Below are 26,166 nucleotides of genomic sequence, written 5' to 3'. Positions count from 1 at the left end.
AGTGTCCGCGTTGTGATATATCTCGGATACTTTCTGTCCGAGATCATTGGGAGGGGTCATGGCGCACGATGTGCGGGAGGTGCCGAAGACGGCGTTCGGGGCGGCCGCGGTCGCGCTGTTCGTCGCGGCGGCCAACCTGCGGCCCGCGATCGCCGCGGTGTCGCCGCTGGTGGAGCGGGTCCAGCGGGACCTGGAGCTGTCCGCGACGGCGGTGTCGCTGCTCACCACGGTCCCGACGCTGGCGATGGGGGTCTGCGCCCCGCTGGCCGCCGTCGCCGCGCGGCGGCTCGGGCTGCACCGCGGGGTGCTGCTCGGTCTGGCGATCATCACGGTGGCCACCGCGGCCCGCGCGGTCGGCGGCGCGGCCTGGATCCAGCTGAGCTGCGCCGCCGTGGTCGGCGCCGGGATCGCCATCGCGCAGACGCTGCTGCCCGCCGTGGTCAAGGCGCGCTTCGCCGACCGCGCGGGCGTGGTCACCGGGCTCTACACCGCGGGCCTCGGATTGGGCGGCGCGGTCGCGGCGGGGGTCAGCGCCCCGCTCGCCGACGCGCTCGGGTCCTGGCCGGGGGCGCTGGCCTCCTGGGCGGTGCTCGCGGCCGCGGGCATGGTGGTCTGGTCGGCCGCGCGCCGCCCGCTCGCGCTGGACGACGTCGCCGCCCCCGCCGGGCCCGCGACCGCCGGGCTGCCCTGGCGCAGCGCGGCCGCCTGGCGGATTACCGCGCTGGCGGCGGGCAACTCGGCGCTGTACTACTGCGAGCTGGCCTGGGTGGCGCCGCTGCTCCAGGACGACGGCGGACGCGACGCCACCACCGCCGGGGCGCTGCTGACCGCGATGATCGCGATCCAGGTCGCCGCCATGCTGGCCGTGCCCGCGCTGCTGGGCGAACGCGCCGACCCGCGTGCCGGTCTCGCCCTCACGACCGCGCTGACCGCCGTGGGCTTCGCCGGACTGGCCGCCGTCCCCACCGTCCCCTGGCCGTGGATGCTCGCGCTGGGCGTCGGCCACGGCGGCCTGTTCACCCTCGTGCTGACCCTGCCGGTGGTGGCCGGCCGGGACCCGCGGGAGGCGGGCCGGATCAGCGCGATGGCGTTCTTCGTCGGGTACGCCGCCGCCGCGCTGGCGCCGGTCCTGGTCGGCGTCCTGCGCGACGCGACGGGAGGCTTCCGGCCCGCCTTCGGCGTCCTGGCCGCGCTGACCGCCCTGATGCTCGCCCCGATCACCCGCCTGCGCTGACCCGGGCCCGGCGGGCGTCGGCGGCGCTGCCGTCCGGGCTGCGCGTCCTGATCACGCGGAACCCGGCGTCGCGGGCGGGCGGAACCGGTGGTGCCCGTCCTTAACGGGATGCGCCGCCCGCCGCCGGGCCCCGACAATGCCCCGGTGAGCGATCTCGACTTCTTCGCCGATCTGCTGGCCACCGGGACGGTGCTGGGGCTCGACCACACCAGTTCCCCGGACGAGGTCGAGGCGGTCCTCGGGCGGGTGGAGGATCCCTGGCACCCGCCCGGCGGCATGCTCCTTGATTTCGGGCTGGTCGAGTTCGGCTGGCATCGGGACGATCGCGGTTCTCCCTGGTCGGTGACCTACTTCGGGGCGCAGGCCCATCGTCTGGCGTGGCTCGTGGAGGACGGCGGGGTCGAGCCGCGGCTCGTCGAGCGCTACGGGCCGTTCCGCTCGCGGCTCGATGCCGGAGAGCTTCTGGGGGCCCTGCGGGAACGCGGCTTCCCGCTGGAGGAACGCCCCTCCCTCAACGACGGCTGCGCCGAGTACTGGGAACCGACCTCCCGCATGGGCCTCATCGCCGAATCCTCCGGGGACGTGGTGAAGGTGCTCGGGCCACAGCCTTCTCCGGCCTGGCCGCGGTTCCGAGGGCGGAAGCAGACTTTCGAGTCCTACGCCGGGCACCTGGTCCCGCTTTCCGAGCCGGAACTCTCGGCCTGGCTGGACGAGCGGGAGCCCGCCGGACCCGAACGCGCCGACTGGTGGCACTGCCTGCGCGGCGCCGCCGGTGGCCCCGCCCGGTGGCGGCTGGCCAAGGCGTTGGACCGGCAGGCCGCCGAACGGGGCGTCGATCCGCCGGACGAGGCCGCCGTCACCCTCGTCCGGAATCTGGTCAGGGACGGCGCCGATCCGAGCGAGGCGGTCGAACGCTGGCTCGCCGCTGTTCCACCCCTCGCCGAGGCCGCCCGCCTGGCCGCCGCGCGCTCGCTCACCCCGGACGAGATCCGCCTGTCCCGCCGCCTCCGCGACCAGATCCACGACCTCCGGACCGTCCTGCCGTCCGCGGACTCCCCCGAGCTGCGCGCCTGGTTCGCCCTCCGGCCCGCCCTGCTCGGCGGCGGAACGCGGGAGGGCTGATGGACGGTGTCGGCGTCGACTACGTCGAGACGTGCCGTTCCTGCGGCGGCCGGGGGCGCTGCCACGGCGGGCAGAGCCTGGTCGGCGACGTCCTGCGCTGCGCCTTGGCCTCGCTTCGGCCGGGGCCGTGTCCGAGCAGGTCAGGGCGGGTGGCTACACCGGAACGCCGCCGGAGATCGCGCTGCTGGCGCGGGTCCTGGCGCGTTCCGGTGTTCCTGCCGAGGTTCGCTAGGGGACGGCGAGCCGTGCCATCTCCTCGGCGGAGAGCTCCAGTGTTCCGGCCGCGATGTTCTCCTCCAGGTGGGAGGGGTCGCCGGTGCCCGGGATGGCCAGGACGTGCGGTCCCTGCCGCAGGGTCCACGCCAGCCGGACCTGCGCGGGGGTCGCGTCGTGGGCGCGGGCGATCTCCTCCAGCGCCGCGTGGCCCAGGTCCACGGATCCGGCGTCCCTCCCGGACCCCGCGATCGCGTAGAACGGCACGTACGCCACCCCCTGCTCCCCGCAGGAGCGCAGCAACGCCTGCTCCTCCGGCGGCGCGCCGATCCCGTAGGGGTTCTGCACGCACACGACCGGCGCGATCGCCTGCGCCTCGGCGAGCTGGGCGGCGGTCACGTGGGAGACGCCGAGGTGGCGGACCAGCCCGGCGTCGCGCAGTTCGGCCAGCGCGCCGAAGTGCTCGGCCAGCGACCCGTTCCGGCGGCTGCGGGGGAGCCGCAGGTTGACCAGGTCGAGGTGGTCGCGGCCGAGCTGGCGCAGGTTCTCCTCCACCTGGCCGCGCAACTGGGCGGGCTCGGCCCACCACCAGTCCCCCGACGGGTCGCGGGCGGGCCAGACCTTGGTGGCGATGACGAGGCCGTCGGGGTAGGGGGCGAGGGCCCGGTTGATCAGTTCGTTCGCCGAGCGCAGCGGCGAGAAGTAGAACGCGGCGGTGTCGATGTGGCCGACGCCGAGGTCGACCGCGCGCCGCAGCAGGGCGACGGCGCGGTCCCGGTCGGTCGCGGTGAGCCGCATCGCCCCGAACCCCATGCGGTTGACCGTCAGGTCGCCCAGCGTCCAGGTCCCGGCAGCGGCGGCGGAAAGGGTGTTCTCGCTCATGAACGCAGAATGCGCCCCGTCGGAGGAGGCGCCGGGAACACGCTACCGGATCCGGGGCGCGATCAGCGCAGCAGGGAACGTCCGGTCGGCGACAGGCGCAGCGCCCCCGGCACGTCCTCGCGCGTGAACGTCACCCGCACCCGGTCCGTGCGGACCGGCAGCCGGGGGAAGTCGTTCTCCGCGTCCAGCGTCTCCAGGACCGCCAGCGCCCCCGGGCGCTCCGGGGCCGACGGCGGCTCCACCACCGCCGTCAGCGTCGTGCCCGGCGGCTCGGCCCCGTGGCCCGGACGCGACCCGGGCAGCGTGAAGTCCCGCACCGGGCTCAGCAGGCGCGCGTCGGACACGTCGAGCATGGTCGCGTTCGCCCGCTCGCGGTGCGCCGCCCACACCGGGCCCCCGTAGAACGCCGTCAACGCCTTCAGCCGCGTCTCCAGGTCCGCGAACGACCGCACCCACACGAACCGGTCCGGGTCGTCCAGGTCGCGGAACGTCCCCACGATCCGCATCCCGCACTCCTCCTGGGACTCGACGAGCTCCCTCTCGAACAGGTCGATGAGCTCGTCGCGGCGGCCCGGCCGCAACGTGTACTGGCGCAGCTCGATCACGGTCATCCGGTCACCCTCACGTGGAGCGGTCCGGGGCCGCAAGGGGCGGAGGCGCCATACGGCCCACGGATCGCGCCATGGGGCGTCAGCCCCCCGAGGCCGCGGCGCTCGCCGCGACCGTCACCGCGACCAGCACCGCGCCCTGGATCTCCTGGATCGCCTTCTGGACCGCCTGGCCGCCCCAGTCCCGTTCGCTGATCTCCTTGCCGCGCCGCTTGAGCTCCTTGCGGTCGTTCTCGGGGAACAGCTTCGGCAGCAGACCCACCGTGTGCACGAGCGCGACCAGCGCGGCCGTGCGCGGGTCCGGGTCGGCCCCGGTCACGACGGCGGCGCGGACGCGTTCCAGGACCTCGGCCTCGACGCCCGGGTCGGCGGGCTTCCACGCCTTGCTGGGGAACAGCCCGAGGACCTTCCCCTGCTCCTCGCGCAGCGCGCCCGCCTCGGCGAGGTCCGCCAGCAGCGCGTCGCGCAGGTCGCGGCCCCGGTCGCCGCGCCAGCTGTTGAACCCGGCGGCCCGGGACACCGCGTCCTTGGGCTTGCGGCCGTCGACCAGCTCGACGAGCCCGGCGAAGCGTTCGTGGGCGACGGGCCCGCCGGTCGCCGCCAGGCGGCCCGGCTTGCGGCCCGGCTCGTCCGGCCCGGTCAGGCGGAGCGCGCCGTCGAGGGCGAGCTCGACGATCGCCGCTCCGGCCAGCGCCGCCTTGAGCCTCGTGCCGTCCACCATGGGCTTGCCGGTGTCGTCGCGCAGCGCCAGCAGCAGGAACTCTTCAGCCAGGGTCAGTGCCATGCCCCTATGACTACCGGTGGCGCCGCAACGGTTCCACGGCGGGGTCACCAGTCGGCGGCGCCCGCGAACGACGTCTCCGCCGGGTCGTAGCCGAGGACCTCCCGGGCGGCCGTGATGTCCAGGGTGCGTTCCACCGCCAGATGGCTGATGGCGTACCGCGTCAGGCGCGGCGGCGAGGCGCTCCCGGCCAGCAGGAACGCCCCCTCCACCGCCGCCGCCAGCGGGCGCGCGGCGCGGTGGGGCAGGTAGACCGGCCGGGCCCGGACGCCGCGTTCGGCCAGGATCGCGCGGAACGCGTCGTCCAGCACGACCGGTTCGGCGTCGGTGACGTTGAAGACGCCGGAGGCGACCGGGCCGGTGGCGGCGAGCAGGCATGCCGCGACCAGGTTGCTGACCGAGGTGAGGCTGATCGGCTGGCGGCCGGTGCCGACGGCGACCAGCAGCGGGCCGCGCACCGCCGCCAGCACGCGCGGCAGCAGCGTCGTGTCGCCCGGCCCGTACACCGCGTGCGGGCGCAGGACGACCGTGTCGCGGCGGGCGGCGAGGACCGCGCGTTCGGCGGCGGCCTTGGACGCGCCGTAGGCGTTCAGGTACCGCGCGACCGGGGCCTCGTCCTCGGCCGCCCGCACCGTCGGCCGGAACGGGTCGTACACGCTGGCGGTGCTGACGTGCACGAACCGCGCGCCGGGGAACGACGCCAGCGCGTTGCGCGTCCCGGTCACGTTGGTCGCGAACAGGCCGGCCGCCGGTCCCCAGTCGGTGACCGAGCCCGCGCAGTGGATCACCGCGTCCACCGGCGGCGGGTCGGCGAGCGGCCCGCGGGTGAGGTCCCAGGAGCGGTAGGGCGCGCCCGCCAGGTGCCCCGGCGCGACCGTGGCGCGCCGCCCGAACGCCAGCGTCTCGATCCCCCGCCCCACCAGCGCCCGGCACACCGCCCCGCCGACGAAGCCGGAGGCCCCCGTCACCGCGATCCTCATCGCTCCCCCCGCCGCACGAGTTCCCCCAGCCGTTCCCGGTCGAGCTTGCGCCCGCGTCCCGAACGCGGCAGCCCGGGCACGGCCACGATGCGGTCCGGCAGCGCGTCGTGGTCGATGACGTCGCGCAGGCGGCGGTCCAGCCCGGCGGTCGCGCCGACGACGGCCAGCACGACCTCCTCGTCGCCGGTCTCGGGGTCGGGCAGCCCCACGTAGGCGGCCTCGACGACGCCGGGCAGCGCGGCGACGGCGGGCTCGTACAGGCCGGGGTACAGATTGAACTTGCCCCGGATGAGCATGTCCTTCTTGCGGCCGGTGAGGACCAGGCGGCCGTCGTCGATCCGCGCCAGGTCGCCGGTCGGGAGCCGGTCCAGCGGCGGTTCGCCCAGGTAGCCGCGGCACAGGTTCGGGCCGGACAGCAGCAGCTCGCCGTCGCCCGCGACGACCGCGTCCACCAGCGGCTCGCCCAGCAGGTCGCCGCCGGCCCCCGACGCGGTGTGGGCGAGCTTGTCCTCGGCCGACGCCAGGGCGACCGGCAGGATCTCCGTCATCGCGTACACCGACAGCACCTTCGCCGAGGGGGCCGCCGCGACGGCCCGCCGCAGGACGCCCGCCGGGGCCGGGGCCGCGCCCAGCAGCACGTACCGCAGGTGGCCGGGCAGCCGGGGCGCGGCGTCCAGGACCTCGGCGAGGTGGACCGGCACGCAGAACGTGTGCGTCGCGCCGCGTTCGGCCAGCAGCCTCGCGAAGTCGGCCGGGGGGCAGAACAGCGGCGGCATCGACCACCGCGCCCCCGAGATCAGGGTCGGCAGCCCCAGCATGAGCTGGTCGGTGTGCACGACGTCGCCCGGGCCGAGCGGCAGCCGCTCCCGGAACAGGTCGAGCGCCGCCGCCAGCGAGCCCTGCGTGTGCACGACCGCGCGCGGGTTCGCCGTGGTGCCGGACGTGAAGATCACGGCGGCGGGCGCGTCCGGGTCGCCGGTGAACGGCTCCTCCGGCGCGTCCCCGGCGGCCAGCGACGCGAAGGACAGCGCCCCGCGCGGCACCCCCGGCAGGCGCCGCCCGGTGAAGACGTGGCGCATCGGCCGTTCGTCACCGGGGATCCGCAGGTCGGCGAGGTTGGGCAGCAGCAGCCCCCGGCGCCGCGCGTACGCCCGCACCGGGCGCAGGCGGCTGCCCGCGTACAGCACCGACTCGGCCGCCGACCAGCGCGGGCGCGCCAGCCCCAGCCGCGCCGTGAACATCTCCGGTCCGGCCCCGGGGTCGGCGAACACCACGACCCCGCCCGCCGCGACGACGCCCAGCGCCAGCACCAGCGACTCCGGCGACGGCCGCACGGAGAACAGCACGCCGTCGCCGGGTTCCATCCCGGCGGCGAGCAGCCCGTGCCGCACGGCCAGCACGCGGCGGCGCAGGTCGCCGTAGGTGAGCTCCGCGCCGTCCCCCGCGACGAGCGCGACCTCCGCGGGGGTGCGCGCCGCCTGCTCCAGCAGCCTCGCGACCAGCGTCACGCCCTCGCCTCCTTCCGGATCACCATCCGCTTGTAGGTCGGCAGCAGCACCCCGCGCGCCGCCGTCCGGCGCGTGATCCTGACGGGGGCGGCGGCCAGCACGGTCCGCGCGACCGCCCGCGTCTCGGCCATCGCCAGCGGGTACCCGATGCAGAACCGGGGCCCGGCCCCGAACCACAGCCGCCGCAGCTCCGGCGGGTGCGGCCGGTCCAGGTCGAACGGCCCGTGGGCGGCGCAGCAGTTGTGCGTGGCGATCAGCACCCGGTCACCGGGCCGCACCGCGACCCCGCCGATCTCCGCCCGCGCGCGCACGCCGCGCAGCATCACCGGCGTCGGCGTCACCACCCGCATCGCCTCGTCGATCGCCCGGTCCAGCAGCCCGTCCGGGTCGGCGGCGACCCGGTCCAGCGTCCCGGTGTCGCACAGCAGCGCGATCATCCGGGGCACCAGCGTCGCGACCGTCTCGGTCCCGGTGAGGAAGAACGCCCCGGCCGCGCCGCGCGCCTCCTCCTCCGACAGCCCGAGCGAGCGCATCCGGCCCATGACCGTGCGGTCGTCCCCGGCCGCGTACGCCTTGGCGGCGATGTCGCCGAGCGGGTCCAGGACCTCGCGGGCCACGGCGATCTGCGCGTCCGACAGCCGCCGGGTGCGCAGCGACACCATCGCGGTGATCCGCTCGCCGCCCTCGAACAGCGCCCGGTAGTCCCGCTCCTCCGCCTCCAGCCCGATGACCCGCCCGATCACCGTTCCGGCCATGGTGCGCATGGTGTCCACCAGGTCCACGACCGCGCCGCGTTCCAGCCGGTCGGCGAGCCGGGCCAGCGGACCGGCCAGCACCTCCGCGCACAGGGCCTCGGTGTAGGCGGGCGTGAACAGCTCGGCCAGCCGCGCCCGCATCGCCCGGTGCTCCTCGCCCTCCATGTTGAGCAGCACCGACGGCCCCAGCACCGGCGTCCACAGGTCGCCGGGCGAGCCCGGCCCGTCCTTGCGGAACGTCTCCCGGTCCATCAGCACCTGGCGGGCCGTCGCGGCGTCGTTGACCACCACGCCGACCCCCGGCACCCGCACGACCGGCCCGCGCCGCGCCAGCCCCCGCAGCAGCGGGTAGGCCAGCGGATGCGCGGCCAGGTACAGCCGTCGTTCCCAATCGATCACCGGATGTCCACCACTTCCGGCCGGTACCGGTGGTCGGCGTACCAGCCCAACGTCCTGACCAGCCCGAACGCCCGCAGCCGCCGCACCGAGCCGTACACGACCACATCGTCGCGCAGCCCGTAGCCGGCGGTGAGGCGGCGGACCCGGTTCACCAGCGCGCGGTCCTCGTGCACGTCCTCGATGCGGGTGCGCGGGAAGCCTCCGGCGCGTTCGTACAGGTCGGCGGTGATGGCGACGTTGCAGCCCGGCATCATCACGTACGGCCCCAGGTACAGCGGGTCCTGGTTGCCGGGCCGGAACCGCCCGAACAGCGCCGCCGTCCGCACGACCGCCGGCAGCAGCCGCCGCTCCCACCACTTCAGCGGGAACTCGTCGGTGCGGGGCAGCAGCGGCCCGCTCACCATCAGCAGCCCGTCGTCGAACGCCCGCTTCACCGCCGCCACCCACTCCGGGTGCGGCAGGCAGTCGGCGTCGGTGCGCGCGACGTGCGTGGCGCCGCCCGCGATGGCGTGCCGGACGCCGGTGTCGGCGGCGGCCCCGGTGCCCTTCTCGGCCTCGTGGACGATCCGCACGTCCAGCTTCGGATGCTCCTCGGCGAACGCCCGCACGACCTCGGCGGTCCGGTCGGTGCTGGCGTTGTCCACCACGACCAGGATGAAGTCGGTGTCGGTCTGCTCGCCCAGCCGCCGCAGCGTCGCGCCGATCGACCTCTCCTCGTCGTAGGCGGGGATGACGACCCACAGCTCCATGAGCGCCCCTCCCCTCACAGCTCGACGAAGGTGACGCCGAGGCTGACGCCGCCCGCCAGCCCCACCATCGCGACCCTGTCGCCGGGGCGGCAGCGGCCCTCCCGGATCGCCGTGGCCAGCTGCACCGGCAGCGACGCCGACGCCATGTTGCCGTGCTCGGGCAGCGTCACCACCAGCTTCTCCGCCGGGATCCCGAGGATCGACCGCAGGATCTCCAGATACGGCAGCGTCACCTGGTGGACGGCGATCACCGCGAAGTCGTCCCAGGTCAGGCCGGTCTTCGTCAGCGCGTTCACGAAGATCTCCGGGCCGTGGCCGACGAACGCGTCCTTGAGCCGGCGCCCGTCCCCGCTGAAGTAGGTGTACTCGGGGTCGCGCGGGTGCATCGACCCGCCGCCCGGCAGCGTCCCCACCCGCCAGGCCGCCGACACCGCCGCGAAGTCCCGGTAGAAGATCCCGCCGTCGGAGGCGGCCTCCACGACCACCGCCGCGCCCGCGTCCGACAGGGTGTAGCCCGCGAACGCGTCCACGAACTGCGCCCGGTCGCGCACCGACCAGCGGATCGCCCGCGACGGGGCCTCGCCGGTGCACACCAGGACCCGTTCGGCCTGGCCGGTGCGGATCAGCGCGTCGGCGGTCTGGAGGCCGTTGAGGAAGCTGTTGCAGGCGTTCTTGACGTCGAAGACCGGGCAGGTCGCGCCGAGCTTGGCGGCGACGATGTGCGCGGTGGCCGGCTCGACCAGGTCCTGCGAGGCCGACCCGAACACCAGCAGGTCGAGCCGGTCGGCGGCCAGCCCCCGGTCGGCCAGCGCGGTCCGGGCGGCGGCCACCGCCAGGTCCGACGCCTGCTGGTCGTCGTCCATCACGTGCCGGGACCGGATGCCGGTCATCCGCTCCACGATGGTCGGGTGGGGCCGGAACGCCGGGCTCGCCGCGTCGACGCGCGCCTCGACCTCGGCACTGGTCAGCGTGCGTTCGGGCAGATGGGCCGCGACGGCGGCGATGCGTGCTCGCATGGCTGGTGACTCCCCCGGATGTCCAGTTCGGTGCGTGGTAGGGGCGTCAGGGAGGGCGCCCGGAACCAGACTCGCCGGGTCTCGGCGGCGCGGACAGAGAGACCTTACGGAAATGTACGTGAGTACCACTACTCATCCGAATTGAGCCCTCCCCCCGTTTCCGCACGTGGGGGGCGATCGGGAGACTGTGTCCCGTGACCGAGAGCGACGTGACCCCCACCGTGACCCGGGCGCCGCGCGGCGCCGCCGAGCGCGCGGAGCGACGGCTGCTGTGGCACGGCAACCCCGGCCTGTTCGCGCTGCTGGAGGCCGCCCGGGGGCTCGGCCCGATCACCCGCGTGCCGCGCCTCGGCTGGGTGGTGACCGATCCGGTGCTGGCCCGCCGCGTGCTCAACGACCACGCCGCGTTCGGCATGAACGGCGAGGGCGGCGTCGGCCACCTGTGGACACAGCTGTTCGGGGAGGAGATGGGGCGGTTCTTCGACGGGGCGCGGCACGCCGAGGTCCGCACCCGCGCCCGGGACCTGTTCACCGAGGACGCCGCCCGCGCGCTGGTGGAGCGTTCCCAGGGCCCCTTCCACGAGATCATCGCCGGTCGGCTGGCGGCCGGGGGGACCGTGGACGTGGCCGACGCCACCCGCGTGCTGGCCGGGCGGATGGTCGCCGACCTGCTCGGCCTCCCGGCCGGCGGGCCCGACGACGGGTACCGCCGGATCTTCGCCGCCGGGGAGCGCCTCGCCGCCCTGGCGATGGGCACCATGGGCTCCACCGAGCTGGCCCCGGAGGTGGTGGCCCGCGCCCGCGCGATCGTCGAGGAGATCACCGTGGGGGTCGAGGACGGCTACCGCACCGGCGGCCCCGGAACGCTGCTGGGCCGCTGCCGGGAGATGGACCTCGGCCTGCCGCTGACGCGCGGGCTGGCGACGCTGCTGGTCATCGCGGGCACCGAGACCGGCGCGTCCGGCACCGCCCGCACCGTCGCGCTCCTGCACGACACCGGCCAGCAGGACCTGCTGCTGGCGGCCCGGCGGCGGGACCCGGCCGGTGAGCCCCACCGGCGGCTGCTGGCCAACGCCGTCCGGGAGGGGCTGCGGGTCGCGACGCCCGCGCCGGTGATCGGGCGGCACGTCGCGCGCGACGCGACCGTGGCGGGGCGGCGGCTGCGGGCGGGCGAGCGCGTCCTGCTGCTCACCTACCGGGCCAACAACGACGTGGGGGCGTTCGACGTCACCCGCGACTACGTGCCCGAGAACCGCCAGCTGTGGTTCGGCGGCGGGCGGCACCTGTGCCTGGGCGCGGCGGTCGCGCGCACCCAGGTCGCCCGGATGCTGGAGACGCTGCACGCGGCGGGCCGCCCCTACGAGGTGGTGTCACGCCGCGCCGCCCGCCGCGTCCTGGTCCCGAACTACGCGACCCTGAACGTCAGGCCGGCCTGACCCGCCGCCCGCGTGGGCACCGGCTCCGGGGCCTCGTCCGACGGCTGGCCGGGCGGCCGGCCCGGCAGTTGGCCCGGCGGCGGCTGCTGCTGCTCGTTCTTCGGGACCTGCGGGACGACCGGCACGACCGGCGCGGGCTCGGGCCGGTTGACCCACCACAGCCCGGTGGAGATCGCCAGCAGCGCCAGCACGACCAGGACCAGCTTGAGGACGTCCGCGCGGCTCGCGCCGCCGGGCCGTTCGGCGGCGCGCCGCTCCCGGGCCGACGCCCGCTTGCGCCGCCGCCACTCGCGCCGCATCCGCCAGCGCTCGACGCGGCCGGGGGTGCGGACGCGTTCGCTCGCGGACGGCTCCCTGATCGTCGCGCCCCGGACGAAGTCCTCGTCGAACACCGGCCCCGGCTCGTCGTGATCGGTGGTCATCGCCAACCCTTCCTCGGCGGGGAACGCCTGCTGCGCACGCTACCCGAGCCGGGAGCCGAACGGGATGGAGGAGTTCCGGGTCCGGTACGCGTGACCCTTCCGCACAAAACTAGAACACGTTACAGTCGGCGGGCAGGAGGCGAACTCCGTTCTAGTCGTGTTCCCGTAAGGAGGCCGGATGGGCACCCCGGTGATCGTCGAGGCGGTACGCACGCCGCTCGGCAAGCGCAACGGCTGGCTGGCGGGCCTGAAGGCGCAGGCCGTGCTGGCCCGCGCGCTGACGGCCGTGCTCGACCGCGCCGCCCTCGACCCCGCCCGGGTGGAACAGGTTTTCGCCGGGTGCGTGACGCAGGCGGGCGAGCAGGGCGGGCACGTGGGCCGCTACGCGTGGCTGTACGCCGGCCTCCCCTGGCAGACGGGCGTGACCACGATCGACGCGCAGTGCGGGTCGGCGCAGCAGGCCGTCCACCTGGCGGCCGCGCAGGTCGCCGCCGGGGTCGTGGACGTGGCGATCGGCTGCGGCGTGGAGGTGATGAGCCGCGCCCCGCTCGGCAGCAACGTCCTGCCCGCCAGCCCGCGCCCCGACGACTGGTCGATCGACATGCCCAACCAGTTCGAGGCGGCCGAGCGCATCGCGAAGCGGCGCGGGCTGACCCGGGAGGACCTGGACGCGTTCGGGGCGCGCTCCCAGCGGCGGGCCGCCAAGGCGTGGGCCGACGGCCGCTTCGACCGGGAGATCGCCCCGATCGACGCCCCGCAGGTCGACAGGGAGGGCGCCCCGACCGGCGAGACCCTGCGCGTCACCCGCGACCAGGGGCTGCGCGAGACCACCGTCGAGGGGCTCGCCGGGCTGAGGCCCGTCCTCGGCGAGGGCGCGCTGCACACCGCCGGGACGTCCTCGCAGATCTCCGACGGCGCGGCGGCCGTGCTCGTCATGTCCGAGGACAGGGCCCGGGAACTCGGGCTGCGCCCGCGCGCCCGCATCCGGGCGCAGGCGCTGGTCGGCTCCGAGCCGTACTACCACCTGGACGGCCCGGTCCAGTCGACCGAACGGGTCCTGGCCCGCGCCGGGATGACGATGCGCGACATCGACATCACCGAGATCAACGAGGCGTTCGCGTCGGTGGTGCTGTCGTGGGCGAGCGTCCACCGGCCCGACCTGGACCGGGTCAACGTCAACGGCGGCGCGATCGCCCTCGGCCACCCGGTCGGCGCGACCGGCGCCCGCCTGGTCACCACGGCCCTGCACGAGCTGGAGCGCCGCGACGCCGCCACCGCGCTGGTCACGATGTGCTGCGGCGGGGCCCTGTCCACCGCGACGGTCCTGGAACGGATCCGGTGAGGCCGGAGGACCTGGGCGGTGGGGTGTGGAGCGTGCCGGTGCCGATCCCCGGCAACCCGCTCGCCCACACCCTCGTCTACGCGCTGGAGTCGCCGCGCGGGCCCGTGCTCGTCGACGCGGGCTGGGAGCACCTCGACTCCTGGGGCGCGCTGAGGGACGGGCTGGCGGCGTTCGGGATGGACGTCGCCGACGTCCACGGGGTCGTCGTCACGCACTACCACCCCGACCACGCGGGGCTCGCCGGGCGCGTGCGGGAGGCGTCGGGGGCCTGGATCGCCATGCACCGGGACGACGCGGCGGTCGTCCGGCTGTTCCGGGAGGCGGTCGCGGCCGACGACGAGCGGACCTGGGAGCTGGCGTCGCTGCGCCGCGCGGGGGCCGACGACGGCGAGATCCTCGGGACCGCCGAGCGGCGGCGCGAGCGGATCGACCCGCCCGCGCAGCCCGACCGCGAGCTGGAGGACCGGGAGCTGGTGGACCTGCCGGGGCGGCGGCTGCGGGCGGTGTGGACGCCGGGGCACTCCCCCGGCCACCTCTGCCTGCACCTGGAGGACGGCGACCGCATGTTCACCGGCGACCACGTCCTGCCGAAGATCACGCCGCACATCGGGCTGTGCCCCTACGACCTGCCGGACGTCGATCCGCTGGGGGACTTCCTGCGGTCGCTGGACCGGGTCGCCGCGATCCCCGTCGGCGAGGTGCTGCCCGCCCACCAGCACCGCTTCCACGACCTCGCCGGACGCGCCGGGGAGATCGCCCGGCACCACGAGGAGCGCCTGGCCGAGCTGACCGGGCTGCTGTCGCGCGAGCCCGTGACGCTGTGGCAGGTCGCGGCGGGGCTGGGGTGGCGAGAGCCGTGGGCGGACATGTCCTCCCAGTCCCGGCGCATGGCGGCGGGCGAGGCGGCGGCGCACCTGCGGGTCCTGGAACGCCGGGGGATCGCCCGCCGGGAGGGTGAGGGCGACCCGCTGCGGTTCGTCCTGCGCTGATCGTCCCGCCTCCTGGCGGCGGGGTGTCAGACACGTCACCCTCCTGACTAGACTCTTGATGAGACTGGAGTCTCATGCTAGAACTCGTTCTAGATCCAAATACCGAGCAAGCGCTCGATCACATCGGGTCCCGTGTGGCGCGACGCGGTACCGCCCCTTTCTCCAGCGGTTCACCACCGAAGGGACGGCAGTGACGCACAAGACACGGCAGGACGTGGGCCTGTCCGGGCGGGTGGCGGTCGTCACCGGCGCCGGGCGCGGCCTCGGCCGGGCCGAGGCCCTCGCGCTCGCGGGCGCCGGGGCGCACCTGGTCCTCAACGACCTCCCCGGCGACGACGTCCACGAGACCGCCGAGCGCGTCCGCGCCGGCGGCGGCCGGGCGGCCGTGGTGCCCGGCGACGTCGCCGACGCCGCCACCGCCGACGCCCTGGTCAAGACGGCGCTGGCCGAGTTCGGCGCGCTGGACGCGGTGGTCAACAACGCCGGGTTCACCCGCGACCGCATGCTGTTCAACATGGCCGACGACGAGTGGGACGCGGTCGTCCGCGTCCATCTGCGCGGCCACTTCGTCGTCTCCCGCGCCGCCGCCGCGCACTGGCGCTCCCGGTCCAAGGAGACCGGCGGCCCCGTCTACGGCCGGATCGTCAACACCGCCTCCGAGGCGTTCCTGCTGGGCGCGCCCGGCCAGCCCAACTACGCCGCCGCCAAGGGCGGCGTCGCGGCCCTGACCCTGTCCACGGCGCAGGCGTGCGGCCGTTACGGGGTGCGCGCCAACGCCATCTGCCCGCGCGCCCGCACCGCCATGACGGCGGACGTGTTCGGCCCCGCGCCCGAGGGCGGGCCCGACCCGCTGGGCGCCGAGCACGTCGCGCCGCTGGTCGCCTACCTCGTCTCGCCCGCCGCCGACCAGGTCACCGGACAGGTCTTCGTGGTCTACGGCGGCCGGGTCGCGGTGATGGCCCCGCCGACCGTCGCCCACCTGGTCCGCACCGACGGCGTGTGGACCGCGGACGCCCTGGCCGGCGCGCTCGGCCCCCATGTCGCCACCGGGAGCGCGGGCTTCAGCGCCGCCGCCTCCCTCGCGTTCGACTGACCCGCCAGCGGTCACCCGGACCGGGCGCCGCCCGGCCCGTCCCCGGCACGCCCCACCCCGGCGGAAGGACTCCCCTTGCCCACCGAGCTCGAAGTCACCGACGTGATCGACCCCGGCGTCTACGAGGAGGGCGGCGTCCCGCACGAGCGGTTCGCCTGGCTGCGCGAGCACGACCCCGTCCACTGGCACCCCGATCCCAACGACGGCGTCCCCGGCTTCTGGGCGGTGACGCGGCACGAGGACGTCGTGCACGTCTCCCGGCACCCCGAGCTGTTCTCCTCCCACACCCGCACCGCGATGTTCGAGGAGTTCAGCCCGGACGACCTGGCCCTGTACGGGGTGATGATGCTGTTCCAGGACCCGCCGGACCACACCCGGCTGCGGTCCATGGTGAACAAGGGCTTCACGCCCCGGATGATCGGACGGCTGGAGCAGCACGTCCGGGAGATCTGCGCCGGGCTGATCGACGAGGCCGCGCCGCTCGGCGAGTGCGACTTCGTGGAGCGGTTCGCCGCCCCGCTGCCGCTCTACACGATCTGCGAGCTGCTGGGCGCGCCGCTGGAGGACCGGGAGAAGATCTTCTACTGGTCGAACAAGCTGGTGGCGTTCAACGACCCCGACTACATCGGCGACCGCAGCGAGTCCACGGCGGTGGCGGCCGAGTTCATGGAGTGGGCCTCCGTCCTGGCCAAGGACCGGCGCGACACCCCGCGCGACGACATCGTCACCAAGCTGCTGTCGCCGGACGCCGACGGCACGCGGCTCAGCGAGGAGGAGTTCCAGCTCTTCGTGCTGATGCTGTCGATCGCCGGGAACGAGACCACCCGCACCGCCACGGCCGGGGGGATGCGGACGTTCTTCGAACGGCCCGACCAGTGGGAACGGCTGCGCGCCGACCGCTCGCTGCTGCCGACGGCCGTCGAGGAGATCGTGCGCTGGGTCAGCCCGATCAACCAGTTCCGGCGCACCGCCACGGCCGACACCGAGCTCGGCGGCAAGCCGGTCAGGGCCGGGGACAAGGTGGTGCTGTTCTACGCGTCGGCCAACCGGGACGAGCGGGTGTTCGAGGACCCGTTCGCGTTCGACGTCGGGCGCGACCCCAACCCCCACCTGGGGTTCGGCGGCGGCGGGCCGCACTACTGCCTGGGCACCCACCTCGCCCGCCTCAACCTGAAGATCATCTTCGACACGATCCTGGACCGGATGCCCGACATCGCGCCCGCCGGGCCGGCGCGGCGGCTGCGCTCCAACTTCGTCAACGGCCTCAAGGAACTGCCCGTCCGCTTCACGCCACCCCGGCGGTGACGGGACCCGGGCGGCGGGGGTGCCGGGAGGGCCGTTCGCCCAGCGCAGACCCGCTGCCCGGGCCGGGACCGATGTGCTCTTCGAAACACTTTTGGACGTCATGCCCAATATTGAACTGTCGGGTAACGTGCGCAAGCTAAGGTCTCTCTCAACAACAAGGGCATCAAGGTGAGGCGGCGCCGTGCACGCCCGCCCCACCATGACGGACAGGAGTGGCGCGTGGGCTGGGGCAGGCGTGGCTGAGGCGGTGGAGCCGGACGCGTTGGAGCCGGGCGACGGGCCCCTGCGCGTGGCCCTGCTCTCGTACCGGAGCAAGCCGCACTGCGGCGGGCAGGGTGTCTACCTGCGGCACCTGAGCCGCGAACTGGTCGACCTCGGGCACTCGGTGGAGGTGTTCTCCGGGCAGCCGTACCCGGAGCTGGACCGCGACGAGATCGTGCTGACCAAGGTCCCGAGCCTGGACCTGTACCGGGACGAGGACCCGTTCCGCACGCCGGGGCGCGAGGAGTTCCGGGACTGGGTCGACGTGCTGGAGTTCGCGCACATGCGGACCGGCGGCTTCCCCGAGCCCCTGACGTTCAGCCTGCGGGCGCTGCGCGAGCTGAGGCGCCGCCGCCGCGACTTCGACGTCGTGCACGACAACCAGGTGCTCGGCCTGGGCAACCTCGGCATCACGCGGCTGGGCCTGCCGCTGGTCACCAGCATCCACCACCCGATCAGCGTGGACCGCCGCATCGAGATCGAGGCCGCGCCCGACCTCAAGGCCAAGCTCGGCAAGCGCCGCTGGTACGGGTTCGTGACGATGCAGTCGCAGGTCGCGCGGCGCATCGGCCCGGTGCTGACGGTGTCGGGCTCCTCCAAGGTCGACATCGTCAAGGACTTCAAGGTCGACCCGCACGACATCCACATCCTTCCGCTGGGCGTGGACACCCGGATCTTCCATCCGCGCGGCGAGCGCGTCCCCGGCCGGATCGTCGCGATGGCCAGCGCCGACGCGCCGATCAAGGGCGTGGACGTGCTGCTGCGCGCCGTCGCCAAGGTCGCCACCGAACGCGACGTGCACGTGGTCGTCGTCAGCCGCCCCAAGGCCGACGGCCCCACCGAACGCCTCGTGCGGGAGCTCGCGCTGGGGGACCGCGTGCGGTTCGTCAGCGGGATCTCCGACGAGGAGCTGGGCGAGCTGCTGGCCTCCGCCGAGGTCGCCGTCGTGCCGTCCCGGTACGAGGGGTTCTCGCTGCCCGCCGTCGAGCACATGGCGTCGGGCACCCCGCTGGTCGCCAGCCGCGCCGGGGCGCTGCCGGAGGTCGTCGGCGACGCCGCGATCCTGGTCGAGCCCGGCGACGTCGAGGAACTGGCCGGTGTGCTGCGCCGCCTGCACGACTCCCCCGAGGAGCGCGGCAAGGTCGGCGCGGCGGGCCTGGCCCGGGTGCAGGAGCGGTACGCGTGGCGGGCCGTGGCGCAGGCCACCGTCGGCCACTACCGCAACGCCATCACCCAGCGCCGGTACCTGCGGATGGCCGCGGGCCGGTAGGCACCACGCCGAACAACCGGGGCCTCCTCCCCCGAGGCTCCCGTACGGAAGGAGCACGACCCTGCTGACCGTGGATTTCCAGCGGTTCCGCGTCACCCCCGGAGAGCGCGTTCTCGACATGGGATGCGGCGCCGGACGGCATGCCTTCGAGCTGTACCGCCGGGGTGCGCACGTCGTGGCCTTCGACCTGGACGCCGAGGAACTGGCCGGGGTCGAGAAGATGTTCGGCGCGATGCGCCTGGAGGGCGAGGTCCCCGAGCAGGCGCGCGCCGAGACGGTGCGGGGCGACGCGCTCGACCTGCCGTTCCCCGACGACCACTTCGACAAGATCGTCGCCTCGGAGGTGCTGGAGCACATCCCCGACGACATGCGCGCGATGCGCGAGCTTCTGCGCGTGCTGAAGCCGGGCGGGCAGCTCGCGGTGACCGTCCCGGCCTGGCTGCCCGAACGGGTCTGCTGGGCGCTGTCGGAGGACTACCACACCGCGCCCGGCGGCCATGTGCGGATCTACACCCGCGCCGAGCTGGAGGCCAAGCTCAAGGCCACCGGGTTCCGCGTGGACGGGCACCACCACGCGCACGGCCTGCACACGCCCTACTGGTGGATCAAGTGCGCGGTCGGCGTGAACAACGACGGCAACCCGCTCGCCAAGGCCTACCACCAGGTCCTGGTGTGGGACATCATGAAGCGGCCCCTGGCCACCCGCCTGGCGGAGAAGGCGCTGAACCCGGTCCTCGGCAAGAGCGTGGTCGTGTACTTCACCAAGCCCGCGCGGCGCGACGCTCCCTCCACCAAGGAGAAAGTGGATGCGGTCTGAGGTCGCGCCCCCCGCCGTCGAAGGCATCCTGACCTCCGCCGACATCGTCGCCACCGCGCAGAGCATCGTCCGCCAGCAGGAGGGGTCCGGGGCGATCCCCTGGTTCTCCCCCATCGACGACGTCCCCGGCCACGTCGACGCCTGGAACCACGTCGAGGCCGCGATGGCGCTCACCGTCGCGGGCCTCGGCGACCACGCCCGCCGCGCCTACGAGTGGCTGGCGGGCGTCCAGCGCCCCGACGGGTCCTGGCCCGCCAAGTGGGTGCTCGGCGAGGTCACCGAGCCGGGCGGCGAGTCCAACCACGCCGCCTACGTCGCCGTCGGCGTCTGGCACGAGCTGCTCATGACCGGCGACGAGGACTTCGCGCGCCGCATGTGGCCGGTGGTCCACAAGGCCGTCGAGTTCACCCTCGGCCTCCAGACCCGGCGCGGCGAGGTCCTGTGGATCCGGCACGAGAACGGCGAGGCCGCCGACCACGCCCTGCTGACCGGCTGCTCCTCGATCTACCAGTCGCTGCGCTGCGCGGTGGCCCTCGCCGACCGGCTGGGCCACCCCCAGCCGGACTGGGAGCTGGCGGCCGACCAGCTCGGCCACGTGGTGGCCGAGCACCCGGAGGCGTTCGCCGACAAGAGCCGCTGGTCGATGGACTGGTACTACCCGATCCTCGCGGGCCCGGTCCGCGGCGGGGCGGCCGAGCGGCGGTTCGCCGCGCAGTGGGACACCTTCGTGGTGGACGGCCTGGGCTGCCGCTGCGTCTCGGACCAGCCCTGGGTCACCGCCGCCGAGAGCTGCGAGCTCGTCATGGCCCTGGACGCGGCGGGCCGCCGCGACCGCGCCCTGGAGCTGTTCCGCACGATCCAGCACCTGCGCCACGAGGACGGCTCGTACTGGACGGGCTGGCAGTTCGAGCACGGCAGGCACTTCCCCGGCGACCGTTCCACGTACACGGCGGCGGCGGTGATCCTGGCCGCGGACGTGCTGGAGGGCGCCTCCCCGGGCGCGAAGATCTTCAAGGAGATCGCCGACCACCCGCTGGGTCCGTCGAAGGCGGCCGACCCGACGGCGTGCGGCTGCGCCCTGGTGAGCGTGGCCAACCCGGTCCGCACGAGGCTCTGAACGGCGACGGCCCCGCCCGCCCGGGCGGGGCCCGCCCGCCGCGTCAGCGCAGGGGGTCGCCGTCGTTGACGCGTTCCAGGACGCGGAGGGAGCCGACCACGCGGCGCTCCTCGAAGGCGCCGCTGTCCACCGCGCGCAGGTAGATCTGCTCGTAGGGGGCCTGGCCGCCGTCGGCGGGGTCGGGGAAGACGTCGTGGACGACCAGGGCGCCGCCCACGGCCACCCGGTGCGCCCAGCCCTCGTAGTCGGCGCGGGCGTGTTCCGCCGCGTGGCCGCCGTCGATGAACAGCAGGGACAGGGACGTGTTCCAGAAGCGCGCCACGGTGCGGGACGCGCCCACGATCGCCACCACGTGGTCCTCCAGGCCCGCCGCGGCGATGTTCTTCCGGAACACCGGCAGGGTGTCCATGCGGCCCGTCAGCGGGTCCACCAGGGACGGGTCGTGGTGCTCCCAGCCCGCCTGGTTCTCCTCCGAGCCGTGGTGGTGGTCCACGGTCACCACGGTCGCGCCGGTGTGGCGGGCGGCGGTGCCGAGGTAGATGGCCGACTTGCCGCAGTAGGTGCCCACCTCCAGCAGCGGGCCGAGGTCGCGGGCGGCGTACTCCAGGGCCGCGTCGTACAGCGCCAGGCCCTCGTCCTCGGGCATGAAGCCCTTGGCGGCGCGGGCGGCGCGCAGCATGTCGGCGGGCATCGGGAGCTTCGCCGCGCCGTCCGTCAGGGTGTCAGTCATCTCTCGCCTCCGCCGGGCACTTTATCCGGATCTTCGAACGGGATTCGACTCTTGCCGCCCAATACTGGAACGTGTTCTACTTTCGGGGTGGGCGCACGCGCCGGACCCGCCGCACGGGTCGAACCGAACCTGGTTCGGTAGGTTGGTCCGCACCGCACGCCCATCGGGAAGTGAACGGAGAAGGCGATGAAGGTAAGCGTCGACCCCCTGGTCTGCGAGGCCAACGCCGTGTGCGTCGGCATCGCCCCCGAGGTCTTCGACCTCACCGACGACGACGAGCTGGAGATCCTCCTGCCGGAGGTGCCCGCCGGCCAGGCGGACAAGGTCCGGCACGCGGTGCGCTCCTGCCCCAAGGCCGCGCTGGCGCTGGAGGAGTAGCGCCCGCCTCGCCCCCGTCAGGTCACACCCACCCCCCAGGGCGCCGCGCCGGCGCCCGTCCCTCGATGTGGAGGCAGCCATGGCACGTGCCGCGGTCCTGCATGCGGTCGGCGACACCGAACTCGACCTGCGCGACGACGTCACCGCCGTCGATCCGGGTCCCGACCAGGTCAAGGTGAAGATCAAGGCGACCGGGGTCTGCCATTCGGACCTGTCGACCATGTCCGGGGTCCTGCCCTCGGTGCCCCCGGCGGTGATCGGCCACGAGGGCGCCGGCGTGGTGGCGGAGGTCGGCGACCGCGTGCCGGGCGTCCAGGTCGGCGACCATGTGGTGATCAACTGGACGCCCGACTGCGGGACCTGCCCCGAGTGCCTGCGCGGTGAGCCGTACCTGTGCATGGGGTTCATCGGGGCGGCGTTCAGCGACCCGAGGTTCCGGATCGGTGGCGACACCCCGGCGTTCGGGATGGCCGGGGTCGGCACGTGGGCCGAGGAGGTCACGCTGCCGTACCAGGGCGTCATCAAGGTCGCCGAGGACGTGCCGTTCGAGTACGCGGCGCTGCTCGGCTGCGGCATCCCGACCGGCGTCGGCGCGGCCGTCAACACCGCCAAGGTGCGGCCGGGCTCGAAGGTCGCGGTGGTCGGCGCGGGCGGCGTCGGCCTGTCGGTGATCCAGGGGGCCCGCATCGCCGGCGCGGCCACGATCCTGGCCGTCGACCCGAACGAGGCCAAGCACCCCCTCGCCAAGCAGTTCGGCGCCACCCACACCGCGACGCTGGACGACCTGGAGGAGGCCAAGGGGCTGCTCACCCTCGGCCAGGGCTTCGACTACGTCTTCGAGGTCGTCGGGAAGTCCGCGGCGATCACCACCGCCTGGGGCATCACCCGGCGCGGCGGCGACGTGATCGTGGTGGGCGCGGGCGCGGCCGACGACAACTGGGAGATGAGCGCGTTCTCGCTGCTGTTCGAGGGCAAGAACGTCAAGTCCTCGCTGTACGGCGGCTGCGACCTCAAGCGGGACGTGCCGATGTTCGTGGACCTGTGGCGGGCCGGACGGCTGGACATCGACGGCCTGATCAGCCGCCGGATCCGGTTCGAGGACCTCAACGACGCCGTGCGCGCCCTGCACCAGGGCGACGTGATCCGGCAGGTCGTGCTGTTCGACTGACGGGAAAAGCGCACGTCGGAACGGGTTCCGGGGCATGACCGGAACCCGTTTTCCGTGCGGTCGAACTGAGATTCTCCGGACGGGGCGCACCAAATGATCGCCGCGCGTGTCATCCTTCTGCTGTCGAGACCCAGGTGAAGCCAGCGAATCCAGCATGGAGGGTGGGTGGCACACACCGGCGAGGCGGGACGGCTCCCGCTGACGGCCCGCGCGATCGCCGCGGCGTTCGCGCTCTGCGCGCCGCTGGCCGTCGTCCCCGCGGCGGCGGCGGACGCCACCGCCCCGGCGCGCCTGATCCGCGACGTCCAGGGCCGGGGCCACCTGTCCCCGGTGAACGGGCGGACGGTCGCGCGCGTCCCCGGCGTCGTCACCGCCGTCACCGGCAACGGCTTCTGGATGCAGGACCCGCGCCCCGACCGCGACGACGCCACCTCCGAGGGCGTCTTCGTCTTCACCCGCACCCGCCCGACCGCCGCGGTCGGCGACGCGGTCCGGGTGGACGGCCGGGTCAGCGAGTTCCGGTCCGGCGGCCCCGCCTCGCCGCACCTCGGCCGCACCGAGATCGACGCCACGGCCACGCTGGTCGAGGCGCGCGGCGTCGCCGTCCCGCCGCCGGTCGTGCTCGGCCCCGCCGGGCGCCGCGCCCCGTCCGCCGTCGTGGACGCCGACCACGCCGGCCCCGGCCAGATCGACGTCGAGACCAGGGGCCGGTTCGTCCCCGGGCGCGACGCCATCGACTTCTACGAGTCCCTGGAGGGGATGCGCGTCCGCGTCGAGGACGCCGTCGCGGTGGGCCCCTCCCGGGCCGGCGAGGTCCCGGTGCTGCCCGCCGACGGCCGGGGCGCGGGCGAGCGCACCGGGCGCGGCGGCCTGCTGCTGCGCGCCGACGACCCCAACCCCGAGCGCGTCGTCCTCGACGACGCGCTGGCCCCGCTGCCCGCCATGAACGTCGGTGACCGGCTGCCCGGCGCCAACGACGGCGTGCTCGACTACGGCTACGGCGCCTTCAAGCTGCTGCTCACCGCCACCCCGCGCCGCCGCGACGGCGGCCTGCCGCGCGAGACGACCCGCCCGCAGCGCGACGGGGAGCTGGCGGTGGCGACCGTCGACATGAACGGGCTGAGCCCCGACGCCCCCACCGCCCGGTTCCGGGCGCTGGCCGCGGACGTCGTGGACGGCCTGCGCAACCCCGACCTGATCGCCGTGACCGGCCTCCAGGACAACAGCGGCGCCGCCGACGACGGCACCGTCGCCGCCGACCAGACCGTCGCCGAGCTCGTCACCGCGATCAGCGCGGCGGGCGGCCCCGCCTACGACTGGCGGTCGGTCTCCCCGCGCGACAACGCCGACGGCGGCGTGCGCGGCGGCAACGTCCGGGCCGGGTTCCTGTTCCGCACCGACCGGGGCCTGGGCTTCGTGGACCGCTCCGGCACCGGCGCGCCCGCCGACCCCGCCGCGGGCGTGTCCGCCGGAACGGACCCCGCGCCGGCGCCCGTCCGCGCCGTCCCCCACCCGGCGGACGGCGGCGGCCCCGGGAAGGTCGCCCTGTCGTCGAGCCCCGGCCGGATCGCGCCCGCCGACCCCGCCTGGAGCGCCGCCCGCAAGCCCGTCGCGGGCGAGGTGACCTGGCGGGGCCGCCGCATCGTCGTCATCGCCAACCACTGGTTCGCCAGCAGTGACGACCAGCCGCTGTTCGGCCGCCGCCAGCCGCCGCTGCGGCCCAGCGAGTGGCGGCGCGACGCGCAGGCCCGCGTGGTGGCGGGGTTCGTGCGGTCGCTGCGCGCCGTGGACCGCGACGCCGACGTCATCGTCGCCGGGGACCTCAACGAGCGCGAGTTCGCCGCCCCGCTCCGGACCCTCACCGAGGGCACCGGGCTGCGCGGACTCCCGTCCCGGACGCCCGCGAAGGACCGCTACACCACCGTCGTCGACGGCAACTCCCAGATGTCGGAGCACATCCTGCTCAGCCCGTCGCTGGGCGGGCGCCGCCACGAGTACGAGATCGTGCACCGCAACGCCGAGTTCGCCGACCGCGCGGGCGACCACGACCCCACGATCGTGCGGATCGACCTGTCGCCGGAGAAGCCGCGCGAGAAGGCGGCCAAGAAGAAGTGAGAACCGCGATGGCCGGCGAGCGCTGCCCAGTGCCGCCGGCCATCGCGCGATGTCTCATTATCGTGCCAACCGCCGGATTCGCTACACCTACCCGGCCGATCGGTCCGAACCGCACACGACGGGCCTGGTCAGAGGGACCGGCCCCCCGCCGAGCCACCGGCCGTGATGGCGGAGGACGGTGTTCTCTCCCCTGGTCGTGCGGGGATGCACACCGCGGCGGCCCTCCGACAGACTCGGGGGGGCCGGTCTCCGGTGAGAACGGCAGGGGTGCTTTCATCGACGACGGTCTGCCTGCGCGTGCCGCCGGGCGTCCCAGGGAGGTCATGTGAACGAGGCGGTCGTGGCGTTCCGGGAGGCGTACGGGACGGAGCCCGAAGGGGTGTGGGCGGCTCCGGGGCGGGTCAACCTGATCGGCGAGCACACCGACTACAACGACGGGTTCGTGCTGCCGTTCGCGCTGGAGCAGACGGTGACGGTGGCCGCCGCGCCCTGGGAGGGGGCGCCGGACGGGGCGCTGGAGGTCTCCTCGCTGCGCGCGCCCGGGGAGCGGGTCGGCGTTCCGCCGGACGCGGAACCGGGCTCGGTGCCGGGCTGGGCCGCCTACCCGGCGGGGGTGCTGTGGGCGCTGCGGGACGCCGGGCACAAAATCGGCGCGGCGCGGCTGGTGGTCGGCTCCGACCTGCCGGACGGCGCGGGGCTGTCGTCGTCGGCGGCGCTGGAGTGCGCGACCGCGCTGGCGCTGACCGGGCTGGCCGGGATCGCGCTGCCGGGCGCGGAGCTGGCCCGGCTCGCCCAGCGCGCCGAGAACGTCTTCGTCGGCATGCCGTGCGGCATCCTCGACCAGAGCGCGTCGCTGCTGAGCACCGCCGGGCACCTGCTGCTGCTGGACACCCGCGACCTGGGGGTGCGGCAGGTGCCGTTCGCGGCCGACGGCCTGGAGCTGCTGCTGGTCGACACCCGCGTCAAGCACAGCCTCGTGGACGGCGAGTACGCCGCGCGCCGCGCCTCCTGCGAGGAGGCCGCGCGGCGGCTCGGGGTGCGGGCGCTGCGGGACGCCGGCGACCTGTCGGCCCTCACCGACCCGGTGCTGCTGCGCCGGGCCCGGCACGTGGTCGGCGAGAACGCCCGCGTCGAGCGGGTCGTCGCGCTGCTGGAGGCGGGCCGCGCCGCCGGGATCGGCCCGCTGCTGACCGCCTCGCACGTCTCGCTGCGCGACGACTTCGAGGTGAGCTGCCCCGAGCTGGACGCGGCCGTGGCGGCGGCGCTGGCGGCGGGCGCGCTGGGCGCGCGGATGACCGGCGGCGGCTTCGGCGGCTCGGTCATCGCGCTGGTCCCGGCGGACGCGGTCGCCGAGGTGGCCGCCGCGGTCGCGCTGGCGTTCGCCGAACGCGGCTGGGCCGAGCCGCACTGCCGCACCGTCACCCCGTCCGCCGGGGCGCGGCGGGTGCGGTGACGCCCCCGGCCGCCGGTCCGCAT

At 74.9% G+C, this 26,166-nt stretch carries 24 protein-coding genes; 14 read left to right on the top strand and 10 right to left on the bottom strand.

What is annotated here, in order from left to right; translation table 11 throughout:
• The first annotated feature begins 58 nt into the window (after positions 1-58).
• Both HNR61_RS03165 and HNR61_RS03160 read left to right on the top strand, forming a co-directional pair.
• Entirely contained in the window at positions 59-1,234 is a 1,176-nt protein-coding gene (locus HNR61_RS03165; protein ID WP_182841555.1) for an MFS transporter, read from the top strand.
• 144 nt (positions 1,235-1,378) lie between these two features.
• Entirely contained in the window at positions 1,379-2,356 is a 978-nt protein-coding gene (locus HNR61_RS03160; RefSeq protein WP_182841554.1) for a hypothetical protein, read from the top strand.
• 228 nt (positions 2,357-2,584) lie between these two features.
• Here the strand turns inward: HNR61_RS03160 and HNR61_RS03155 are convergent, their stop codons facing one another.
• The 8 genes from HNR61_RS03155 to HNR61_RS03120 form a co-directional block, all read right to left on the bottom strand.
• Positions 2,585-3,451, bottom strand: a complete 867-nt coding sequence (locus HNR61_RS03155) for an aldo/keto reductase (protein ID WP_182841553.1) — start codon at positions 3,449-3,451, stop codon at positions 2,585-2,587.
• Positions 3,452-3,513: 62 nt separating this feature from the next.
• Positions 3,514-4,062 carry an NIPSNAP family protein gene (locus tag HNR61_RS03150; RefSeq protein WP_182841552.1) on the bottom strand — a complete coding sequence of 183 codons (549 nt, stop codon included), beginning with the start codon at positions 4,060-4,062 and terminating at the stop codon, positions 3,514-3,516.
• A gap of 79 nt (positions 4,063-4,141) precedes the next feature.
• Entirely contained in the window at positions 4,142-4,843 is a 702-nt protein-coding gene (locus HNR61_RS03145) for a GOLPH3/VPS74 family protein (protein ID WP_182841551.1), read from the bottom strand.
• A 44-nt stretch (positions 4,844-4,887) separates the two neighbouring features.
• Positions 4,888-5,820 carry an NAD-dependent epimerase/dehydratase family protein gene (locus HNR61_RS03140; protein WP_182841550.1) on the bottom strand — a complete coding sequence of 311 codons (933 nt, stop codon included), beginning with the start codon at positions 5,818-5,820 and terminating at the stop codon, positions 4,888-4,890.
• Positions 5,817-7,328, bottom strand: coding sequence for a class I adenylate-forming enzyme family protein (locus HNR61_RS03135; protein ID WP_182841549.1), 1,512 nt, complete (start codon positions 7,326-7,328; stop codon positions 5,817-5,819). The genes HNR61_RS03140 and HNR61_RS03135 overlap by 4 nt, the downstream gene beginning before the upstream one ends.
• Positions 7,325-8,482: a cytochrome P450 gene (locus HNR61_RS03130; RefSeq protein ID WP_312897747.1), complete on the bottom strand. Its 1,158-nt coding sequence runs from the start codon at positions 8,480-8,482 to the stop codon at positions 7,325-7,327. Before HNR61_RS03130 ends, HNR61_RS03135 begins: the two co-directional genes overlap by 4 nt.
• On the bottom strand, positions 8,479-9,231 hold the full coding sequence (locus HNR61_RS03125) for a glycosyltransferase family 2 protein (protein ID WP_182841548.1): 753 nt from the start codon (positions 9,229-9,231) through the stop codon (positions 8,479-8,481). Before HNR61_RS03125 ends, HNR61_RS03130 begins: the two co-directional genes overlap by 4 nt.
• Positions 9,232-9,245: 14 nt before the next feature.
• The gene (locus tag HNR61_RS03120) at positions 9,246-10,247 is read right to left on the bottom strand and encodes a 3-oxoacyl-ACP synthase III family protein (RefSeq protein WP_182841547.1); all 1,002 of its coding nucleotides are present in this window, start codon (positions 10,245-10,247) and stop codon (positions 9,246-9,248) included.
• A 194-nt stretch (positions 10,248-10,441) separates the two neighbouring features.
• Between HNR61_RS03120 and HNR61_RS03115 the strand changes: the two genes are divergently transcribed.
• Positions 10,442-11,683, top strand: a complete 1,242-nt coding sequence (locus HNR61_RS03115) for a cytochrome P450 (RefSeq protein WP_312897746.1) — start codon at positions 10,442-10,444, stop codon at positions 11,681-11,683.
• Here HNR61_RS03115 and HNR61_RS03110 read toward each other — a convergent pair.
• On the bottom strand, positions 11,653-12,105 hold the full coding sequence (locus HNR61_RS03110; RefSeq protein ID WP_182841546.1) for an SCO2583/SCO2584 N-terminal domain-containing protein: 453 nt from the start codon (positions 12,103-12,105) through the stop codon (positions 11,653-11,655). The two genes, HNR61_RS03115 and HNR61_RS03110, sit on opposite strands and share 31 nt — an antisense overlap.
• 178 nt (positions 12,106-12,283) lie before the next feature.
• Between HNR61_RS03110 and HNR61_RS03105 the strand changes: the two genes are divergently transcribed.
• The 7 genes from HNR61_RS03105 to HNR61_RS03075 all read left to right on the top strand — a co-directional run bounded on the left by HNR61_RS03105 (position 12,284) and on the right by HNR61_RS03075 (position 20,299).
• A complete protein-coding gene (locus HNR61_RS03105; protein ID WP_182841545.1) occupies positions 12,284-13,447 on the top strand; it encodes a steroid 3-ketoacyl-CoA thiolase in 1,164 nt (387 codons plus the stop codon).
• A 32-nt stretch (positions 13,448-13,479) separates the two neighbouring features.
• The gene (locus HNR61_RS03100) at positions 13,480-14,436 is read left to right on the top strand and encodes an MBL fold metallo-hydrolase (RefSeq protein ID WP_312897745.1); all 957 of its coding nucleotides are present in this window, start codon (positions 13,480-13,482) and stop codon (positions 14,434-14,436) included.
• A 190-nt stretch (positions 14,437-14,626) separates the two neighbouring features.
• Positions 14,627-15,529: an SDR family NAD(P)-dependent oxidoreductase gene (locus HNR61_RS03095; protein ID WP_312897744.1), complete on the top strand. Its 903-nt coding sequence runs from the start codon at positions 14,627-14,629 to the stop codon at positions 15,527-15,529.
• Positions 15,530-15,604: 75 nt separating this feature from the next.
• Complete coding sequence (locus HNR61_RS03090) at positions 15,605-16,834, top strand: cytochrome P450 (RefSeq protein WP_182841542.1); 1,230 nt, start codon at positions 15,605-15,607, stop codon at positions 16,832-16,834.
• Between the two features lie 235 nt (positions 16,835-17,069).
• Positions 17,070-18,365, top strand: coding sequence for a glycosyltransferase family 4 protein (locus HNR61_RS03085; protein WP_312897743.1), 1,296 nt, complete (start codon positions 17,070-17,072; stop codon positions 18,363-18,365).
• Positions 18,366-18,426: 61 nt separating this feature from the next.
• On the top strand, positions 18,427-19,182 hold the full coding sequence (locus tag HNR61_RS03080; protein ID WP_182842260.1) for a class I SAM-dependent methyltransferase: 756 nt from the start codon (positions 18,427-18,429) through the stop codon (positions 19,180-19,182).
• Complete coding sequence (locus HNR61_RS03075) at positions 19,172-20,299, top strand: prenyltransferase/squalene oxidase repeat-containing protein (protein WP_182841540.1); 1,128 nt, start codon at positions 19,172-19,174, stop codon at positions 20,297-20,299. The genes HNR61_RS03080 and HNR61_RS03075 overlap by 11 nt, the downstream gene beginning before the upstream one ends.
• A 43-nt stretch (positions 20,300-20,342) precedes the next feature.
• On the opposite strand, the gene HNR61_RS03070 is transcribed toward HNR61_RS03075, so the two are convergent.
• The gene (locus tag HNR61_RS03070) at positions 20,343-21,029 is read right to left on the bottom strand and encodes a class I SAM-dependent methyltransferase (protein WP_182841539.1); all 687 of its coding nucleotides are present in this window, start codon (positions 21,027-21,029) and stop codon (positions 20,343-20,345) included.
• Positions 21,030-21,215: 186 nt separating this feature from the next.
• Between HNR61_RS03070 and HNR61_RS03065 the strand changes: the two genes are divergently transcribed.
• The 4 genes from HNR61_RS03065 to galK all read left to right on the top strand — a co-directional run bounded on the left by HNR61_RS03065 (position 21,216) and on the right by galK (position 26,143).
• Positions 21,216-21,407, top strand: a complete 192-nt coding sequence (locus HNR61_RS03065) for a ferredoxin (protein WP_182841538.1) — start codon at positions 21,216-21,218, stop codon at positions 21,405-21,407.
• A gap of 79 nt (positions 21,408-21,486) precedes the next feature.
• The gene (locus HNR61_RS03060; protein ID WP_182841537.1) at positions 21,487-22,575 is read left to right on the top strand and encodes an alcohol dehydrogenase catalytic domain-containing protein; all 1,089 of its coding nucleotides are present in this window, start codon (positions 21,487-21,489) and stop codon (positions 22,573-22,575) included.
• A 165-nt stretch (positions 22,576-22,740) separates the two neighbouring features.
• Positions 22,741-24,690: a DUF8508 domain-containing protein gene (locus HNR61_RS03055; RefSeq protein ID WP_246442330.1), complete on the top strand. Its 1,950-nt coding sequence runs from the start codon at positions 22,741-22,743 to the stop codon at positions 24,688-24,690.
• Positions 24,691-25,015: 325 nt separating this feature from the next.
• Positions 25,016-26,143, top strand: a complete 1,128-nt coding sequence (gene galK / locus HNR61_RS03050) for a galactokinase (RefSeq protein WP_182841536.1) — start codon at positions 25,016-25,018, stop codon at positions 26,141-26,143.
• Positions 26,144-26,166: the final 23 nt, after the last annotated feature.

The sequence above is a fragment of the Actinomadura kijaniata genome (assembly GCF_014138665.1).
Classification (GTDB): Bacteria; Actinomycetota; Actinomycetes; order Streptosporangiales; family Streptosporangiaceae; genus Spirillospora; species Spirillospora kijaniata.
The sequence above is the reverse complement of the archived record's forward strand: the minus strand, read 5'-3'. Positions and strand labels throughout refer to the sequence as shown.

What these genes read in the sequence shown, in the direction of transcription:
- HNR61_RS03060 (WP_182841537.1), top strand. Translation starts at nt 21,487, where the DNA reads ATGGCACGTGCCGCGGTCCTGCATGCGGTCGGCGACACCGAACTCGAC.
- HNR61_RS03105 (WP_182841545.1), top strand. Translation starts at nt 12,284, where the DNA reads ATGGGCACCCCGGTGATCGTCGAGGCGGTACGCACGCCGCTCGGCAAG.
- HNR61_RS03125 (WP_182841548.1), bottom strand. Translation starts at nt 9,231, where the DNA reads ATGGAGCTGTGGGTCGTCATCCCCGCCTACGACGAGGAGAGGTCGATC.
- HNR61_RS03150 (WP_182841552.1), bottom strand. Translation starts at nt 4,062, where the DNA reads ATGACCGTGATCGAGCTGCGCCAGTACACGTTGCGGCCGGGCCGCCGC.
- HNR61_RS03120 (WP_182841547.1), bottom strand. Translation starts at nt 10,247, where the DNA reads ATGCGAGCACGCATCGCCGCCGTCGCGGCCCATCTGCCCGAACGCACG.
- HNR61_RS03165 (WP_182841555.1), top strand. Translation starts at nt 59, where the DNA reads ATGGCGCACGATGTGCGGGAGGTGCCGAAGACGGCGTTCGGGGCGGCC.
- HNR61_RS03075 (WP_182841540.1), top strand. Translation starts at nt 19,172, where the DNA reads ATGCGGTCTGAGGTCGCGCCCCCCGCCGTCGAAGGCATCCTGACCTCC.
- HNR61_RS03145 (WP_182841551.1), bottom strand. Translation starts at nt 4,843, where the DNA reads ATGGCACTGACCCTGGCTGAAGAGTTCCTGCTGCTGGCGCTGCGCGAC.
- HNR61_RS03140 (WP_182841550.1), bottom strand. Translation starts at nt 5,820, where the DNA reads ATGAGGATCGCGGTGACGGGGGCCTCCGGCTTCGTCGGCGGGGCGGTG.
- HNR61_RS03155 (WP_182841553.1), bottom strand. Translation starts at nt 3,451, where the DNA reads ATGAGCGAGAACACCCTTTCCGCCGCCGCTGCCGGGACCTGGACGCTG.
- HNR61_RS03110 (WP_182841546.1), bottom strand. Translation starts at nt 12,105, where the DNA reads ATGACCACCGATCACGACGAGCCGGGGCCGGTGTTCGACGAGGACTTC.
- HNR61_RS03070 (WP_182841539.1), bottom strand. Translation starts at nt 21,029, where the DNA reads ATGACTGACACCCTGACGGACGGCGCGGCGAAGCTCCCGATGCCCGCC.
- HNR61_RS03065 (WP_182841538.1), top strand. Translation starts at nt 21,216, where the DNA reads ATGAAGGTAAGCGTCGACCCCCTGGTCTGCGAGGCCAACGCCGTGTGC.